Annotated in this window: 10 protein-coding genes; 7 read left to right on the top strand and 3 right to left on the bottom strand. The window is 69.4% G+C overall.

What is annotated here, in order from left to right; genetic code table 11:
- Positions 1-398 precede the first annotated feature (398 nt).
- The 4 genes from ACPCUW_RS16580 to ACPCUW_RS16565 all read left to right on the top strand — a co-directional run bounded on the left by ACPCUW_RS16580 (position 399) and on the right by ACPCUW_RS16565 (position 9,373).
- Positions 399-3,671 carry an arabinosyltransferase domain-containing protein gene (locus ACPCUW_RS16580; protein WP_423425771.1) on the top strand — a complete coding sequence of 1,091 codons (3,273 nt, stop codon included), beginning with the start codon at positions 399-401 and terminating at the stop codon, positions 3,669-3,671.
- A 79-nt stretch (positions 3,672-3,750) separates the two neighbouring features.
- On the top strand, positions 3,751-4,509 hold the full coding sequence (locus ACPCUW_RS16575) for a Mut7-C RNAse domain-containing protein (RefSeq protein WP_063011813.1): 759 nt from the start codon (positions 3,751-3,753) through the stop codon (positions 4,507-4,509).
- A gap of 476 nt (positions 4,510-4,985) precedes the next feature.
- Complete coding sequence (locus tag ACPCUW_RS16570; protein WP_423425769.1) at positions 4,986-7,871, top strand: BTAD domain-containing putative transcriptional regulator; 2,886 nt, start codon at positions 4,986-4,988, stop codon at positions 7,869-7,871.
- 62 nt (positions 7,872-7,933) lie between these two features.
- Positions 7,934-9,373 (top strand): FAD-binding oxidoreductase, encoded by a 1,440-nt coding sequence (locus tag ACPCUW_RS16565; RefSeq protein WP_423425767.1) that lies wholly within the window; start codon positions 7,934-7,936, stop codon positions 9,371-9,373.
- An 84-nt stretch (positions 9,374-9,457) separates the two neighbouring features.
- Here the strand turns inward: ACPCUW_RS16565 and ACPCUW_RS16560 are convergent, their stop codons facing one another.
- Positions 9,458-12,346: a type II toxin-antitoxin system Rv0910 family toxin gene (locus ACPCUW_RS16560; RefSeq protein ID WP_423425765.1), complete on the bottom strand. Its 2,889-nt coding sequence runs from the start codon at positions 12,344-12,346 to the stop codon at positions 9,458-9,460.
- A 174-nt stretch (positions 12,347-12,520) separates the two neighbouring features.
- On the opposite strand from ACPCUW_RS16560, the gene ACPCUW_RS16555 reads away from it, so the two are divergent.
- Positions 12,521-13,171, top strand: a complete 651-nt coding sequence (locus ACPCUW_RS16555; protein WP_030516325.1) for a TetR/AcrR family transcriptional regulator — start codon at positions 12,521-12,523, stop codon at positions 13,169-13,171.
- A gap of 136 nt (positions 13,172-13,307) precedes the next feature.
- The gene (locus tag ACPCUW_RS16550) at positions 13,308-14,468 is read left to right on the top strand and encodes an acyl-CoA dehydrogenase family protein (RefSeq protein ID WP_305780361.1); all 1,161 of its coding nucleotides are present in this window, start codon (positions 13,308-13,310) and stop codon (positions 14,466-14,468) included.
- A 6-nt stretch (positions 14,469-14,474) separates the two neighbouring features.
- On the opposite strand, the gene ACPCUW_RS16545 is transcribed toward ACPCUW_RS16550, so the two are convergent.
- Positions 14,475-16,118 (bottom strand): acyl-CoA synthetase, encoded by a 1,644-nt coding sequence (locus tag ACPCUW_RS16545; RefSeq protein WP_423425762.1) that lies wholly within the window; start codon positions 16,116-16,118, stop codon positions 14,475-14,477.
- Positions 16,119-16,169: 51 nt separating this feature from the next.
- The gene (locus ACPCUW_RS16540) at positions 16,170-17,015 is read right to left on the bottom strand and encodes an SDR family NAD(P)-dependent oxidoreductase (protein ID WP_423425931.1); all 846 of its coding nucleotides are present in this window, start codon (positions 17,013-17,015) and stop codon (positions 16,170-16,172) included.
- Positions 17,016-17,137: 122 nt separating this feature from the next.
- Here ACPCUW_RS16540 and ACPCUW_RS16535 point away from each other — a divergent pair, with 122 nt between their 5' ends.
- Complete coding sequence (locus tag ACPCUW_RS16535; RefSeq protein ID WP_423425760.1) at positions 17,138-18,148, top strand: AraC family transcriptional regulator; 1,011 nt, start codon at positions 17,138-17,140, stop codon at positions 18,146-18,148.
- Positions 18,149-18,173 lie beyond the last annotated feature (25 nt).

Here is an 18,173-nt window from a genome sequence, read left to right as displayed (position 1 = left end):
AAGACCTCCAACCCGCCGCTACGCCGGGCGACCGCGTCACCCACTGATGAATACGGTACTTGCGAAAAAAGAGAATGCCAATACCGCTAGCGCTGTCATACGTTATCGAACCGGTGGTGCACCGTCGAGCGGCGCCTTCGCAACCGCTGCGCAAACCCTCCCGCCTCCGCACGCCCGACCGGGCGGCCATCCGACTCGGGACGCGCTGAAAGCCGTTGCCACGAACGGGGATCGAATGTCCGATTCGCGAACGGTGACCTACCCACCGGCAACTCACCGGCCGGTGTCGTCGGCGACCTCGGTACGCGACCTCGCCTCGCCCGCCGATTCCTGAGTGCAGACTGAGAACAAGAGACGAAATCGCGGATAACAGAAGCGTCACGCTAGCATCGGCGACCGTGGTCGACACGATGGTGAGGGCGGACGGTGCGCCTACTGCAGGCGCGACACCCAGGACCTCGGGTAGACAGCGCGGCGACTGGGCCGGACCGATCGCCTTCCTCGCCGGGCTGCTGGGCGCGTTGTGCGCCCTCGCGGTGCCGTTGCTGCCGGTGAAGGTGGACCACACCACCCTGTCGTGGCCGCAGGCCGATTCGGCCCGCAGTGTCGACGCCCCACTGGTCACCTACGCACCGCTGACCTTCGATGCCACGATCCCCGGCCGGTCGATGGCGCAACTGAGCGCACACGGCGGCGTGCTGGCATCGACGCTGCCCGCCGGTGCGCCGCAACTGGAGAAATACGGGTTCGTCGCACGTGTGCGACCGGTGCAGGACGGAAAGCCCGCGCAACTCGAGGTCGTGTTGCGCAATCAATCGCTGCTGAACGTGCCGATCGATGCGGTCGCCGACGGCACCTTGACCGTGCACGCCGATATGTCGTCGACCAAGGTCGGTGTCACCGGAACCGATATCGAAGGCGCCACCTTGCCGCCGGGTGACTGGCGGCCACAGGTGGTCGGCATCTTCAGCGATCTCCCCACGGCGGACGGCGCCAAGGTCGTCGCGCAGGTCGACAGCCGGTTCTCGGTGACGCCGACCTTCCTCAAGCGCGCGGCCGAAGTACTGGCCGTCGTCTTCACACTGGTAGCGCTGCTCGCGCTGTACCGGCTGGACCGCACCGACGGCCGGCGTGTGCGGCGGCTGTTACCACAGCGGTGGTGGAGGTTCACCGGCGTGGACGTCGTCGTCTTCGCCACGCTGCTGCTGTGGCATTTCATCGGGGCCACCACCTCCGACGACGGCTACCAGTTCGGGATGGCACGCACCTCGCTGGCGTCCGGTTACATGGCCAACTACTTCCGGTTCTTCGGCGTCCCGGAGAATCCGGTCGGCACGCCGCCGTACGACATCATCGCGCACATGTCGGAGATCAGCGTCGCGAGCCCGTGGATGCGACTGCCGACGCTGCTGGCCGCCGTGGTCACCTGGCTGGCGCTGAGCCGTGAGGTGATCCCGCGGCTCGGTGTGGCGGTGCGCCACGACAAGGTGGCGGTGTGGACGGGCGCGCTGGCCTTCCTGGCCGTGTGGCTGCCCTACAACAACGGGCTGCGGCCCGAGCCGGTGGTCGCCGTCTGCGTGCTGCTCACCTGGTGCTTCGTGGAGCGCGCCATCGCGACGCACCGGCTGCTGCCGTATGCCCTCGCGATCCTGGTCGCCGCGTTCAGTTTCACCGCCGCGCCCTCGGGCATCATCTGCCTGGCGCCGCTGCTCGCGGGCCTGCGTTCGGCCGTGGGATTCGGTGTCCCGAGAGCACGCGAACTCGCCGGTGCGCAGGACGGAAACCCGGTGCCGACCGGCGCGTGGATCCGGGCGTACGGGGCGCTGCTGGCACCGCTGGCCGCGGCCGGAATGCTGGTGCTGGCCTTCGCCTTCGCCGTCGAACCGCTCTCGGCGATGTTCGAGATGCAGCGCGTGCACAACATCGTCGGCCCCTCGGACCCCTGGTACAACGACTACCTGAACTATCAGTGGCTGTTCATGCCGTCGGCCGACGGCTCCATCGCCCGTCGCTTCGGCATGGTCGCGATGTGGCTGAGCCTGCTGGTCTGCGTCTTCGTCCTGCTGCGCAAGGGCGGGCGCATTCCGTTCACCGCCCCGGGGCCGGCGCGGCGGCTGCTCGGCGTGACATTCGGGGCCATGGTGCTGATGGCGACCTGCCCGACGAAATTCACCCACCACAACGGTGTCTACGCCGGCCTGGCCGGAGCGGTCGCGGTACTGACCGCGGTCGCGGTGGGGCCCCGCGTGATGCGCTCGCCGCGCAATCGCGCCCTGTTCGCGGCGGTGGTGGCGCTGGCGATGGCGCAGATCTTCACCAGTGTCAACCAGTGGTGGTGGGTCTCGAGTTTCGGTGTCCCGTGGTGGAACGAGCCACCTGCGGTGCTCGGCGTCGGGTTCAGCCGGATATTCCTGATCATCGCCGCGCTGTGCCTGCTGCTGGCGATCTGGTGGCATGTGCGGGCGCCGAAACCCGGTACGCCGCATCGGGTTTCCCCGCGCGCCTGGCGCCTGGCGAAGTTCCCGCCGTTGATGGCGGCCGCGGCGATCCTGGTGGTGTTCGAGGTGTTCTCGTTCACCGCGGGCGCGGTGACGCAATACCCGGGATTCTCGCTGGCTTCCTCGAATATTCATGCGGTAGTGGGCAATCCGTGCGGGCTGGCGAACAAGGTCCTGGTCGAAACCGACCCCAACGCCTCGCTGATGCAGCCGCTCGTCGGCGACCAGTTCTCCACCTTCTCCAACGGCGCTCGCGGATTCGTGCCGAACGGCGTCGGTGACGTGATGTCACCCGACGAGAAGGAGGAGACCAGCAGTATCGCCAAATCGTTCGGCGACAAACCCGGCACCGGCGAGTCGGCCACCCAGACCGGCGGTGCTCCACTGCCTTACGGTCTCGACGCGGCGACCACCCCCGAACTAGGCACCTACGGCGAGGAGGAGCCCGCCGATCTCGTCACCGGCTGGTACCGCCTGCCCGCGCAGCACGATCGCAGCGATATCGTCTCGATCGCGGCGGCGGGGCGCATCCAGGCGGTGGGTCCGAACAACGGATACGTCGGCGGTGAACCGGTGGAGATCGAATACGGCAGCACCGACTCCGCGACGAGCGCACACGCACTCGGACGGGTGACCCCGATCGACATCGGCCCGGCGCCGTCGTGGCGGAACCTGCGGGTTCCCCTGGATCGAATTCCCGCCGCGGCCAACGTGATCCGCATCGTGGCCAAGGATCACAACCTCGATCCGCAGCGCTGGGTGGCGCTGACTCCCCCGCGCATCCCGAAGACGCACACCCTGAACGATCTGGTCGGCTCGAAGCAGCCGGTTCTGCTGGACTGGGCCGTGGGCCTGCAGTTCCCCTGCCAGCGCCCCTTCGACCACAAGGACGGCATCGCCCAGGTACCGGACTGGCGGATCCTGCCCAACCGCCTGGGCGCCGCCGACACCACGATGTGGGAAAGCCACGCCGGCGGCGGACCGCTGGGCTGGAGTCAGCAATTGCTGCGCTCGCAAACCCTGGCCACCTACCTCGCCTACGACTGGGACCAGGATTGGGGCGAACTGCAACGCCTCAGCAAGATCGACCCCTCGGCCGTCCCGGCAACCCCGGCGGTCACCCAGGAGACCCACGGCGGTATGTGGTCACCCGGGCATATCTACACCTGGTGACCGCTTCCGCGGAGCCCTCCCGCGATCGGACTTCGCGCGTATCGCACAGCGCGCCCGCAGCCGGACGACAATGGTCTCCATGACCGCGAGTGTCGAACTGCGGGTGTACGCCGAGCTGAACGACTTCGTGCCCCCGGCCGCACGGTACGCGGCGCAGCCGCGGCCGATCCGTCCGCATCAGACCGTGAAAGATATCGTCGAGGCCGCGGGCATCCCGCATACCGAGGTCGACCTCATGCTGGTGAACGGCGAATCCGTCGACTTCGGTCATCATCCGCGGCCGGGCGATCGGCTCGCCGCCTACCCGGTCTTCGAGACCCTCGACATCGGGCCGGCGACACGGGTCCGACCCCGCCCGCTGCGCGATCCGCGCTTCATCGTGGACGTCAATCTCGGTGGGCTCGCCCGGCTCATGCGGTTGATGGGCCTCGACGCCCGGAGCCCGTCGGACACCGACGATGCCGCCCTGGCAACGGCCGCCGCGGAACAACACCGGATCATCCTCACCCGCGACCGCGGACTCCTGAAGCGACGCAACGTGACCCACGGAGTATTCGTGCGTTCGAATCGGCCCGTCGATCAGCTCGTCGAGGTGATCCGCCGGCTCGATCTGACCGATCGGCTGAGGCCGTTCAGCCGCTGCCTGCCCTGCGGGGGCCTGCTGACCGACGTGGCCGAACAGGATGTCGCCGACCGGCTCGAGCCACTCACCCGCAAGTACTACGACACCTTCAGACAATGCCGGGAATGCCGCCGGATCTATTGGGAGGGTTCGCACCAGCGGCGGCTCGACGACCTCGTCACCAGAATTCGAGCCGCGGTCGGACCGGATCGATAGGGGCAACCACACCGCCCCGGCGTAGACACGACGCAATTCCTCCACCGGGACGGAAGCAGGCTTCTACAGCACCGGTCCCGCCGGTGCCGGGCACACTCTCACGCTAGATGCAGAAGCTGACGCTCGCCGATCCGACCGGAAGGTTGAGGCAAACGGAGAGCCACTGAATCTGCGTCGCCTGGGCTGTGTCGCTGGTCCCCGGCGTACCGGCCGCCGGGGCGGCGGCCGAAGCGATCGCGGGGGCGGCGACCCCCAGGGTCAACGTAGTGACAGCCGTCGCGACGGCAAGACCAATCCTTCGAGACATCACAGTTCTTTCGCAGGAGTCGGGACTATCACCCGCCTATTCTCCGCCCGGCGCCGCATCGATCACAAGTGACCGTCGGTACTCGACATGCCGAGGAATGCTCCCTGCCGGGCCGTCATCGGGCGGGGCCGGGTTAGATTGCCGGGCGAGAGCTGTAGTGAGGTGACTCGTGGGTGATCCCCCGGATACGGATGATTCGAGCGGTGCGCGGTTGCGGCTGCGGGTACTGGGCGGGTTGGCGGCCACCGTCGGCGGCCGGCCGGTCGATCTCGGGGGCTTGCGGCAGCGGACACTGCTGGCGGCGTTGATCGCCGCGTTCCCGCACGAGGTGTCCGCCGACCGACTGCTCGAGCAGGTGTGGCACGACGCCAGGGACCCCTCGGTGAACTCGCTGCATTTCGGCATCTCGACGCTGCGTAACCGGCTCGAGCCCGACCGCCGCCGCGGCGGCGGGAGCGTGATCGCCCGCTGCGGCACCCGCTACCTGCTGGATCTGCCCGCGGACCGGATCGACGCGCATCGATTCGCACAGCACGTCACCGACGCCGAATCTGCTTGTGCCACAGGTGATCTCGATGCCGGTCTCAGGTCGTACGAGGCGGCGCTGGCGGATTGGCGGGGTGCGCCCTACGCGGACGTGGCCGATGTGGAATTCGTGCGCCCCGAGATCGTCAGACTGACCACGCTGGAACTGCGCGCCCGCAAGGCACTCGTGCAGTTGCGACTCGACACCGGTCGCGCCGATGCCGCGCTGGCCGAAGCCGAGGACCTGGTGTCGGCGCACCCCCTCGACGAGCGGGTATGGGAGCTGCTGGCGCTGGCCCGTTACCGGGCCGGGCGGCAGTCCGAGGCCCTTGCCGCCCTGCGGGATATCCGCCGCCTGCTCGACAGCGAGCTCGGCATCGAGCCCGGTGTGCGGCTGCGGGAACTGGAGACTGCGATCCTGCGGCAAAACGAGGATCTACTCTCCGGCTCCGCGAGGCGCACGACGGCCGCCCAAGGCTCGGTCGCGTCGGCTCCGCAGATGCCGGTTCCGCGCACCCAATTGATCGGCCGCAGCGGCGAACTCGACGACATCGGAGGAGCCGTGCGCACCCACCGGCTGGTGACGCTCGTCGGCACCGGCGGCGTCGGCAAGACCCGGCTGGCCCTCGAAACCTGCCGGCGACTGCCCGCGGGCGACGGGCCGTGGTGGGTCGATCTGGCACCGGTCGAATCCGACGAACTGGTCGCCGCCACCGTGGCCGCGGCTGTCCAGGTTCGCGGTGCGGCAACGCCGGATCGGCTCGCGAACGTCCTCGCCGACCGGGAATGCACACTGTTGCTGGACAATTGCGAACATCTGCTCGACGGGGTCGCCGCCGTCGTGAGCGTCCTGTTGAGCCGATGCCCGCGCATCCGAATCCTGGCCACCAGCCGGGAGGCGCTGGCCGTCGACGGCGAACGCGTCGTCGAGGTCCTGCCGCTGGACGAGGCCGACGCCGTCGAACTGTTCGCCACGCGGGCGGCGGGTGTGGTCGACGGCTGGACGCTCGACGAGCGGGTGCGCGAACCGGTGCGGCAGATCTGCGCCGATCTCGACGGCATTCCGCTCGCGGTGGAACTGGCCGCCGCGCAACTGCGGGTCTTGTCCGAACAACAGATCGCCGACGGACTGGCCGACCGGTTCACCCTGCTGGCGGGCGGCGCGCGCACCGCGCCGGCCCGCCAGCGCCGGCTGGCCGACACCATCGACTGGAGCTATCGCATGCTCGGCCCGGCAGAAGCCCGGCTGCTGCGTGAGATCGCCGTCTTCGCCGGCAGTTTCGACATCGACGCCGCAGCCGCCGTGCACGGCGCGCCCTCGCCGCTGGCGGTTCTCGAAACGCTGACGGGTCTGGTCCGTCGATCGCTGCTGCGAGTGCAGCCGGCATCCTCGCCGCGCCGGTACCGAATGTTGCAGTCCATCCGCGAATTCGCCCTCGCCCGTTGCGAAGCCGACGAGCTGGTTCGGGTGCGGGCGGCGCATCGACGCTGCGTCCTGGAGCGATCGCAGCTGGCGGCCACCCACCTACGCGACGCGCGGTCGGCACAGATGCTCGATGCGCTCGCCGCCGATGTCGCCGAGCACCGCAGCGCGATCGCCTCGGCATTCGCGGACGGCGACCCGGGCTACGTCTTGCGGCTGGCGGCAGCGCTCTACTGGTTCTGGTACCGGCGCGGCTTCATCGAGGAGGGCATCGAGGCGATCACGGGCGCGCTCTCCGCGTGTGAGCGTTGCGGGCACGAGGCCGACGGGGCGACACTGGCGGCCGCTCTGGCAGGTCTCGGCGGACTGTACTACCTGTCGGGCGATCCGGTCCGGGGCGCGGAATCGACCGAGCGAGCCGCCCGGGTGGCGACGGATGCGGGCGACCAGGCCACCGCCGCGTGGATGCGGACGTGGACCACATACATGCACGCCGTGGTCACGGCGACGCCCGCGACGGCGGCCGCCGCCCGTGCCGCCGTCGCCGAGGTGAGTGCGGCCGGCCACCCGTGGCAGCTGGCCGAGGCGCTCATGATCGAGGGCATGATCCTGCGATTCGTGAACCGCCTCGACGCGGCACGGGACGCGCTGCGGGAGGCGGTATCGGTCGCGGAGCGATGCGGCCACCGCTGGCCGGTCGCTTCCGCGTCGTGGACGCTGGCTCGATGCGCGATGGACACCGGCGATCCGACCGATGCTCGCACGGCGTTGCGCACCATGCAGACGGCGCTGGAATCGGACGGCGACGTCACCTCGTGGCTGGTGATGGTGCATCTGGCCGCCGCGATCGCCGCGCGCAGCGGCCGTGCCGACGACGGTGCCCGCCTGCTGGGCGCCGTGCGCGCACTCGGCGGTCGGATCGGATTCCTTCCGGAGGCGATGGATCCGATGGATGCGCCGCGCGAGGCCGCCGCGGTGCGGGCGTCGCTGTCCGAGCGGGATTTCGACGCGGGTCTGGCGGCCGGCGCGGCCATGACACGGACCGAGGTGAACGCGCTGGTGAGCGCGGTGGGCGCCGAGCCGACGAGGACGCTGAGCGGGAGCTAAGTTCGCGCTAAGCGGTGCGCGGTGTGCTGAAGACGTTCACCATCAGCGACTTCAGGAGTCACATGTCCAGCGTCTTCGATCCGCCCGCGCCGACCGGAACCGGGCGGCAACCACTGACCGGTGTCGCCCTCGCCGAGCGCCTGCGCGCGGCGGTCGCCGGTCGGGTCCACACCCCCGGCGAGGACGGATATCGCCTGTCGGCAACCGGGTTCAACGTCGCGACCGAGCACCGGGCGGCGGCCGTCGTCGTGGCCGCCGGCGCCGCCGATGTCGCGGCCGCCGTGAGCGTCGCGAACGCTGCCGGCTACACGGTCGCGGTGCAGGCCACCGGGCACGGGGCGAGCCCCACGCCGCCGCACAGCATCCTGATCGACACCGCGCTCCTGGACGCGATAGCGATCGATCCGGACGGGCGCACCGCGACGGTCGGCGCGGGCGTGCGCTGGCAGGAGGTATTGGATGCGGCCGCCCCGTTCGGACTGGCCGCGCTGGCGGGGTCATCGACCAGTGTGGGTGTGGTCGGCTATACCCTCGGCGGCGGTCTGGGCCCGATCGCGCGCACCTACGGGTTCGCCGCCGATCATGTGACCGCCATGGAGGTGGTGACCGCCGATGCGACGCTGCGCCGGGTCACGCCCGAGGCCGAGCCCGATCTGTTCCGGGCGCTGCTCGGTGGCGGCGCGGCCTTCGGAATCGTCACGCAGATGACCTTCCGGCTGTTCCCGATTCGCAGCCTGTACGCCGGCGGTCTCACCTATCGGATGGACGATGCGGCGACGGTGCTGCGAGCCTGGCGGAATTGGGTGGCGACCGTGCCGGAGGCCGTGACCAGTTCGGTGGCTGTCCTGAATCTTCCTCCGCTGCCGGAGATTCCGGAGCCGCTGCGCGGTGCGACGGTGCTGCACCTGCGCTACGCCCATGTCGGCGACGCTGCCGAGGGTGCCGCGCTGCTGCAGCCGCTGCGGTCGGTGGCATCACCGATGCTGGACACGATCGCCGAGATGCCGTATGCGGCACTCGCGTCCATCCACAACGACCCGGTCGACCCCATGCCCGCTGCCGATCGGTCCACCCTGCTGCGCGAACTGCCCGACGCGGCCATCGACGCGCTGCTGGAGGCCGCCGGTCCCGCACGCGGACTGCCGATCACCATGACCGAGATCCGGGCTCTCGGTGGCGCGCTCGCGCGAGAGTCGCTGTCGCCCACCATGGTTGCGGGCAGGCAGGCCGCTTTCAATGTCCTCGCGGTCGGCGTGCTGGCACCGCCGATCGCGGCGGCGGTCCCCGGGGCACTGGACACCGTGATCGATGCCCTCTCCGCGTGGAGTCTCGGCGCGGCCACACCGAACTTCACCCGTGATCCGCACGGCCGCAGCGCCGCCGAAACCATGGCGGCCTGGACCGCCGGTCAGCGCGAGCGCCTGGTCGAGGCGCGCCGCCGCTACGACCCGGCCTGCATGTTCGGCCCGGCCGCCCGCTGGACCATGCCCGCCGGCCACTGACCGCCGGCGGGGACGCGGCATCCGGAAAGACCTGCCACCGGTCGAGAGACCCGAGGGGTGCGGCAGGTCGATCCGGGTTTCCTATCAGCGGCCGTTCCAGACCGGGGCGCGCTTCTCGGTGAAGGCGCGCACACCTTCGGCGGCGTCTTCGGAAAACAATGCGGTGGACGCGATGTCGTATTGCTTGTCGAAGGCGTCGGCCGTGGTCCAGTCGGATGTCTCGTCGACGATGCGTTTGCTGCCCTCCAGGCTGAGCGGTGCGTTGGCGGCGATGCGCTCGGCCAGTTCCAGAGCCGCTGTGAGTGCTCGGCCCGGTTCGGCGAGGATATTGATCAGGCCGAGTTCGGCCAGCCGGGTCGCCTGCATGGGGTCGCCGGTGAGCGCCAGCTGCATCGCGATATTGCGCGGCAGGCGCTCCCGCAGACGCATGACGCCGCCGGCGGCGGCGATCAGGCCGCGTTTGGGCTCCGGTATGCCGAATTGCGAATCGCTCGCGGCGACAATCAGATCCGCGGCCAAAGCCAGTTCACAGCCGCCCGCGAGGGCCGGGCCTTCGACGGCGGCGATCAACGGTTTGCGCGGCGGCTTACCGGCCAGACCCAGAGCACCGCGATTTTCGGTCAGCGGGGCTTCTCCCCGGGCCATCGCTTTCAGATCCATACCGGAGCTGAAATAGCCGCCCGCGCCGGTGAGGACGGCGACGCGGACGTTCGGATCGGCTTCGAACGCGTCACAGGCCTTTTCGAGCCCGAGGGCCATGGCGTGATCGACCGCGTTGCGGACCTCGGGGCGGTTCATCGTGATGATCATGACGGGGCCGCGGCGCTCCACCAGCACGGGCGGCGGTGGGGGCGCGGGCAACTCGTGGCGTTGCGTGCCCTCGAAGGTGAGATCGCCGTCACCGACCGTGACCGACCGGCCCAGCACATCACCGTCGCGCAGTTCGGCGACGAGATCGGATCTGTTGCTGCGCACCAGCACTCGTGCGCCGTCGGGGGCGATCAGGCTGATGATCGCCGCCTCCGGCTCGCCGTCACGTCCGTAGGGCAGCGTGTAGGCCTCGACCACCGCCGGTCCCTCGTACTCGGTCCGGACCGGACGGGCGGGCGGATTGTCGACGACCGGCCGCAGATGGGCGTAGGACCGCTGCGGTGGTGTGGCGGAATAGATGCCCAGCGCGTGCTTGGTGACGTACCAGCCGAGTGAGGTGCTCAACCCGAAGGTATCAGGGTCGGCGCGCAACTGCGCGACCATGGTGGCGATCGCGTGGGTGCCGTAATTGTTGCCCGGCCCGCCGCCGAAGGTCAGTCCGCCGGTCACCGAGAGCGAGCGTTCGGGATCGTCTGTGGCGAGCCCGAGTTCACGCGCCGCGATCTGCACCGCGACCGGGAAGCAGGAGTACAGGTCCACGGGACCGATCCGGTCGATGGTCAGGCCGGCATGCTCGAGCGCAGCCGCGCCGACGGCCCGGATCGCCGGGGAGGCAGCCAGTTCCGCGCGTTCGGAGACGAACCATTCGTCGTGCGCGCTGGCGCCGGCGTGGACGAACACCCATTTGTCCTGCGGGATTCCGGCCGCCTCGGCAGCGGCGGCGCTGCACAGCACCAGTCCGGCGGCCATATCCACCTGCAAATTGGCGCACAGCAGTTTGGTGTACGGGGCCGATACCGTCCGGTTGTCTGCGGTCGGTGTGGTCAATTCCGGCGCGCTGAACCGTTGCGGCAGCCAGGCATTCGGATTGTCCGCGCCCACCGCCGACAACCGCGACCACAGCTCGCCGATCGCCTCGAGATGCTGCTTCGGATCGCGGCCGAGCCGATGCCGGTTGGCCGACTCCATGAGCGCGTACATGTAGATGGGCGCACCCAGCCCGACGGCGATTTCGGCGGCGTTGTTGGCCTCCTTGTCGATCCCGGCGATACGGGTCGGCTCCACCTCGGGGCCCTGTTCCGGCCACGTCACCTCGGTGCCCGCGCGCTGCGCGGCGGCCATGGTGGCGCCCGCTTCCGCGCCGGTCACCAGCACGATCTCGTAGGTGCCGTCGGCGATCGCCTGTGCCGCTTCATTGACCAGCAGCTGGCCACCGTCGCCACCGTAGGTCGAGGACTGCACGGTATCGGCTCCGTCAGCGCCGACCGAACGCACCACCAGGGCGCCGAGATCTCGATACTTCCAGGAGGCGCTGGCGACCGCGAACACCGCGTCGGCGGCCGAGAGCAGCGACTGCCCCACCCCGGCATCCCGCGCGGCCAGCCGCAGTGCTCGCACCGCCAGCGCCGCCGGGTCCTCGGCGGTGTTCGGCTGATGCTGCACCAGCTGTCCGGCACCGACCAGAACCGGCGTATTCGGTGCGATCGTGCGACCGGACGCCTTGTGCAGCACGGGTTTGCGCACCGATTTCGCGCCGGTGAAGGGCCCCGCCGCGGCGATACGGTCCGGCACACGGTCCAGTGATTCCCGCAGGGCCTCCGACAGGCTTCGCACCAGCGAGGCACCCAGCGGGCCGTCGACGGGTTGTCCCGACAGCCCGGCGTCGAAGTAGGCGGTCGCCCCGTTCCCCTCGGCACGCACGGTCAGCCAGAAGCCGAGGGTCAACCCCATCGGCCCGGCGCCGCGCAGCACCAGCGCGGTCTCGTCCACCGCGAGCACGGTCCACGCGACTTCGGCCGGGATGCCCATGAACTTCACCTGCTGAGCGAACTCCGATCCGGGGTACACACCGCTGGGTGCCTCGCCGCGGAAGGCCGCGTGCATGGTCAGCCATTCGGCGAAGCGGCCCGGATCGGTCAGATAGGCCGCGACCTCGGCCACCGGACGCTCGAGATGCTTGCTCGCGTGGGCTCGTTTGTCGAAGTCCGCGAGCCCGTCCGGCGGGGTGTACGCCTCGGAGACGGCCGGGCCGGCGGGAGGCGTGGCGGGCCTGCCCAGCACTCCCCCGACGATGTCGCGCAGAATCGCCGGATCGCTCGTCACAGCGTCGGCTAGTGCGCGTACCGCACGTACTCGAGCGCGCGCCTGGCGCATCACCTGGAGAAGTCGACCCACGTCAGCCACTACCTAGCCCTTTCCATCGGCGGAACTATTATTTGCGAAATAGTTCCGTGGAACTATTAGACGGATAGTGGTTCCACGTGTCAAGATGACCTCGTGACCAGACCCGGTGCGCCGCTGTCCAGCCTGCTCAGCCGCGCGATGACCCTGCTTCCGCAGTCGGCGCCCAGCGACGACGCGACGGACGCGCGGGTCCTCGACGCCGCGTTGCGAGTCCTGGCGCGCCGCGGCACCCGCGAGGCGACCATGGACGACATCGCGGCCGAGGCCGGGGTCGGCCGCACGACGCTGTTCCGCCGCTACACCGGCAAGGACCAGCTGTTCGAACGGGCGCTGGCTCGCGATATCGGCCGCATCCTCGCCGACCTCGCCGACCGCTTCACCGAAGTCACCGATCCCACCGAACAGGTGGTGCTCGGCTTCCTCACCGGGCTCGGACTGGGCGACCACATCCTGTTCCGCGATGCCGACCCACTGCGCCGAGCCGAACTCATCCAGGCTCTCGGCCAGGGCGATCCTTCACCGATCACCTTGGCCTTCAACGCCATTCGCGCGAATATCGGCAAAGCCCAAGCGGACGGCAAGATCCCGGTCCGTGACCCCGACGCCCAGGCCGACGCCCTGGTGCACCTGATCATCGGCTACCTGGCCACACCGAGCCATGCCATCGATCTGACCGATCCCGCGGCGGCCGAACGCGTCGCCCGCGCCGCCGTCGCGCCGATCCTCACCGGAACCATCGACTGATCCACACCCGTCCGGGGACGTCCCGCGACGACATCCGAATACACCGTCCCACCGCCTGTCCGCGGTGGCGCCGGTCGCTGCCCGGCGCCCGAAAGCCTCACGCGCGCATCCGATCCCGCACATCTCAGGAGTGATCATGACTGTCGCCTACACCGACCCCTACCGCACGCCGGAACGTCTCGCGCTACGCGAGGCGGTGGGCGATTTCGTTCGCCGCGAGGTCGCGCCGCATCTCGACCGGTGGGAACGCGAGGGGGCTCTACCCCGCGAATTGCACCGGGCCGCGGCGAAATCCGGACTGTACGGCATCGGCACGCCCGAGGCGTACGGCGGTGACGGCGGGGATCTCGTCGACATGACCGTCGCCACCGAGGCGTTCATCGAGGCCGGCGGCTCGTCGGGCTGCCACTCCGCCCTGTTCACCCACGGGATCGCGCTGCCGCACATCGTCGCCGCCGGCGACGCCACCCTGATCGACCGGTACGTGCGCCCGACCCTCTCCGGGGACCTGATCGGTTCGCTCGGGGTGACCGAGCCGGAGGCGGGCTCCGACGTCGGATCCGTGCGCACCACCGCGGTCCGCGACGGCGACCACTACGTCGTCAACGGCGCGAAGCTGTTCATCACCTCCGGCACACGCGCGGACTTCGTCACCACCGCGGTGCGCACCGGCGGACCGGGCGCGAGCGGCATCAGCTTGCTCGTGATCGATACCGGCACTCCGGGTTTCAGCGTGTCGCGGAAGCTGGAGAAGATGGGCTGGTTGTGCTCGGACACCGCCGAGCTGACCTTCACCGATTGCCGGGTACCCGCCGCCAATCTGGTCGGCGCCGAGAACGGTGGATTCGCGCTGCTCGGTGCGGCTTTCGTCACCGAGCGGGTCAATATCGCGGTGCACGCGTACGCGATCGCGCAGCGCTGCCTCGATCTGACCCTCGACCACGTCCGGCGTCGGGAGAGCTTCGGCAAGCCGCTGATCGCCCGGCAGGTGGTGCGGCACAAGCTGGTCGAGATGCGCCGCCGGATCGAGCTGGCCCGCACCTTCACCCGCCAGGTCGCCGTGCGCGCCACGGCCGGCGAATTCGTCGTCGGCGAAGCCTGCCTGGCGAAGAATTCCGCCGTCGCGGCCGTCAAACACGTCGTCGACGAGGCCGTCCAGTTGCACGGCGGCATGGGGTACATGCGGGAATCGGAGGTGGAGCGCCATTACCGTGACGCGCGCATCCTCGGCATCGGCGGCGGCGCCAGCGAAGTGATGACGGATCTGGCGGCGAAGCTCTTCGGCTACGACAGCTGAGAAACGTCAGTCCATCTCCTCCAGCACCCGGCGCAGGACCTTGCCGGTGGCATTGCGCGGCAGTTCGTCCAGGACGACCACATCGCGGGGAACCTTGTAGCGGGCCAGGTTCGCCTTCACGTACGCCTTGATGTCCGGGGCGTTCACGGTGGCGCCGGGCGCTGGAACGATGTAGGCGCGCAAGCGTTTTCCGAACTCCTCGTCGGCCACGCCGACGACCGACACCTCGTCGATATCGGGCCGTGCCGCGAGCAGGTTCTCGATCTCCAGCGGGTAGACGTTCTCACCGCCGGAGACGATCATGTCGTCGTCGCGGCCGTCGATGTGCAGCAGCCCGTGCTCGTCGATCCGGCCCATATCGCCGGTGGACATGTACCCGTCGATGAACTGCTTGTGACGGCCGTCGGTATACCCCTCGAACGGCGCACCACTGCGCACGAACACCCGACCGGAGACGTTGCGGGCACTCACCCGGTCCCCTTCGGCGTCGAACAACGCGATTCTGCTCGTCACCGGCGGGCGACCGACGGTGCCCGGGGCACGGCGCAATTCGTGCGGCTGCGCCACGGTCGCCACCGCGACCTCGGTCGAACCGTAGAGGTTGTAGAGCACGTCGCCGAAGGTGTCCTGCACCCGGGTCGCCAGCTCCGGGGACAACGCCGAGCCCGCCACGGCAATGGTTGTCAGCGCCGACAGGTCGTAACGGCCGATGACATCCGGGCCCAACGCCACCAGGCGATGCAGCATGGTCGGCACCGCGACCAGCATCTCGGCACGGTGCTCGCTCACCGCGCGCAACGTGGCCTCGGCGTCGAACCGGCGCAAGAGCACGGTCTTGTTGCCCAGGGCGGTGGCCACGGTCCACGTCCCGAACCCGGTCGAATGGAAGATCGGCGACACGATGACCACGCAGCCCCTGCGCGGGAACGGAATACGGTCCGCGATCATCGCACTCGCCAGCGGTGTCACCTTGGTGCGCGGCGCCCCCTTGGGCAAGCCCGTGGTACCGCTGGTGAGGATGATGAAGCCACCCGGCTGTGCCGGCGCCGGTGGCATCCGGTGGTCGCCCGCGTCGATCAGCTCATCCACGGTGCGCGCGCCCGCCGGTACCGCGTGCCCCTCGTCCACCCAGGTGAGGATGCGCGGCAGCGTCGACGGTAGCGCATCGAGCAGGTCGCCGAACTCGCTGTCGTGCAACATGGCTCGCACGTTCTCCCGCGCGGCGACCTCGGCGAACTGCGGCTTGGCGAATCCGGTGTTCATCATGGCCAGCCGCAGTCCGGCGCGACCGGCCGCGCTGATCGCCAGCACCAGCCCGCGATGGTCGCGCGCCAGGACCCCGACCACCGAACCGGCCGTAAGCCCCTGCGCCAGTAGCGCATTGGCCAGTGCGTTGGACTGCGCGTCGAGTTCACCGTAGGTCAGCACGCCGCGCTCGTCGGCGATCGCGGGCCGGTGCGGGTGATGACGGGCCCCCGCCATGATCAACGCCGCCGGCGGACCGTAGATCCGGTTCTCCCGGGCCATGCGCGCGACCCGATCCGGGCGTGTCAGGTCGATCACGCCGCGCTGATGCAGGCGGACAACGGCGCGCAGCGTCTCGGCCGCGTCACCGAGCCCGGTCACCAGGCTCTCGAGATTCCGTGCCATGAAGTGAATTCCTCCTCGGGACAAGATGTTTCGCAGAAAGGCCGCGTGTTCTCAGCTCCGGCCCGCACGTTCGAGATAGCGCGCTCGCTGCGACATATCGGCGCCGGACACGGTGTCGTGGCTGCCCAGTAGGCGGCCGAACCGATTGCGCAGCCCTTCCGGCATCGCGGTGAGCAGCGCGATGGCGATCCCGCCGATGCGCGGGACCACGCGCAACCCGCCGCGCCGGCGAGCCAATGCGTCGACCACCGCGCGTGCGACATCCTCGGGTTCGACGAAGCCGATCACCCGGGTGATCCGGTTCGGAGACAGCCCGGCGATCAGCTCGGTGTTGACGAAGGCCGGGCACAGGGTGCTCACGTGCACATCGAATGCCGCCAACTCCTGATGCAACGCCGAACCGAGGCCGACGACACCGAATTTGGTCGCCGAATACGTTGCGACATCCGGCGTTCCGACCAGCCCGAGAACGGAGGCCACGTTCACGATATGGCCGCGGCGGCGATCAGCGAACCGCCGACCGGCGAGCTTCGATCCGATGATCACCCCGCGCAGGTTGATGTCCAGTTGCCGGTCGGCCAGATCCATCGGCTCCTCGAGGAACGAGCCGGTCGGCATGATCCCCGCGTTGTTGACCAGGCCGTCCAGCCCGCCGAGCTCCGCTTCGGCCCGATCCAGGAAGCTCTCGAACGACTCGCGATCACGCACGTCCAGCGGGACGCCGATCACGTCGGCACCCGTCGCGGCGGTCAGTTCCGCGGCCGTCGCCGCCAGCGTGTCGGCATCGATGTCGCCGATCACCACCCGCGCTCCCGACGCGGCCAAGGCCGCCGCGGTGGCTCGCCCGATACCTCTCGCACCGCCGGTGACCGCCACCCGCATGCCTGCCAGCCCCATACCCACTCTCCACTCCTCGCTTGTTTCGCGTATCACGAGGTTAGGAAGCAGACGCCCTGCCGATCCATGATCTAACCGGCCAAGACTTGTGCTTTTCGGCCATTCTGACCGAGGATGTGCCCATGGCTGTCCACCTGAATATGCCGCGGTCGAGCACCAGTGCCGCGATCCTGGTTCAGCTCGGCCTCACCCACGGCCTGACCCTCGCGCAATGCCTCGACGGCTCGGATATCACCCTGTCGATTCTGAACGATGCGAACGGCGAGGTCCGCGCCGCACAGGAATTGCGGGTGGTCCAGAACCTGGTCACGCGGCTGGGGCATATTCCCGGCCTCGGCCTGGCCGCAGGACAGCGCTATCACCTTGCAGCACACGGCATCTGGGCTTTCGCGGTGATGACGAGCCGAACCGTACGCGAAGCACTGCGCATCGGGATCGAGCATATGGACATCGCCTATTCCTTCGCCCGCTGGCGCATTCAGGAAACCCCCACGGGCGCCACGGTGACGTTGGACTACTCGGCGGCGCCATCCGCACTGCGGCAGTTCCTGCTCGAACGCGACCTGGCCGAACTCATCACGCTGGATCGCGAACTGCTCGGCGCGGCGGTACCGCCCACGACCGTCGAACTCGCCTGTCCCGCACCTGTCTACGCCGAGCGGTTCACCGAACTGCTCGGGGTCTGCCCTACCTTCGACGCACCGGTCACCCGGCTCATCCTCACGCGGGAAATCTTGGAACTTCCCATGCCCCAGGCGAATCCACATGTCGCCGCGCTCGCCCACCAGCAAGCGGCCGAGATCATGCAACGCCGGCGCCGGCGCGACGGCACCGCGGCCCGCGTCCGCGCCGGCCTCCTGACCCGCGGCGTCACCGCCGCCCAGGAAGATATCGCCGCCGATCTCCGCATGAGTGTGCGCACCCTACGCCGGCGCCTCGACGCAGAAGGCACCTCCTACCGTGGCCTGGTCGCCGAGACCCGCCATCTTCTCGCCGAAGAACTCCTCACCCTCGGCACCACCGTCGACGAGGTCGCCCGCCGACTCGGCTACGCCGACGCTTCCGCCTTCACTCACGCCTTCACCCGCTGGACCGGCACGACTCCGGGCCGCTTCGCCCGCTCCGCGCGGTAACCCTTGGGGAATGAGCGTCGGCCCG

Origin of the sequence: Nocardia sp. AB354, assembly GCF_049538315.1 — a bacterium.
GTDB classification, from domain to species: Bacteria; Actinomycetota; Actinomycetes; order Mycobacteriales; family Mycobacteriaceae; genus Nocardia; species Nocardia nova.
This window is presented reverse-complemented; position numbering and strand designations above follow the sequence as displayed.

What these genes read in the sequence shown, in the direction of transcription:
- ACPCUW_RS16575 (WP_063011813.1), top strand. Translation starts at nt 3,751, where the DNA reads ATGACCGCGAGTGTCGAACTGCGGGTGTACGCCGAGCTGAACGACTTC.
- ACPCUW_RS16565 (WP_423425767.1), top strand. Translation starts at nt 7,934, where the DNA reads ATGTCCAGCGTCTTCGATCCGCCCGCGCCGACCGGAACCGGGCGGCAA.
- ACPCUW_RS16550 (WP_305780361.1), top strand. Translation starts at nt 13,308, where the DNA reads ATGACTGTCGCCTACACCGACCCCTACCGCACGCCGGAACGTCTCGCG.
- ACPCUW_RS16545 (WP_423425762.1), bottom strand. Translation starts at nt 16,118, where the DNA reads ATGGCACGGAATCTCGAGAGCCTGGTGACCGGGCTCGGTGACGCGGCC.
- ACPCUW_RS16540 (WP_423425931.1), bottom strand. Translation starts at nt 17,015, where the DNA reads ATGGGGCTGGCAGGCATGCGGGTGGCGGTCACCGGCGGTGCGAGAGGT.
- ACPCUW_RS16535 (WP_423425760.1), top strand. Translation starts at nt 17,138, where the DNA reads ATGGCTGTCCACCTGAATATGCCGCGGTCGAGCACCAGTGCCGCGATC.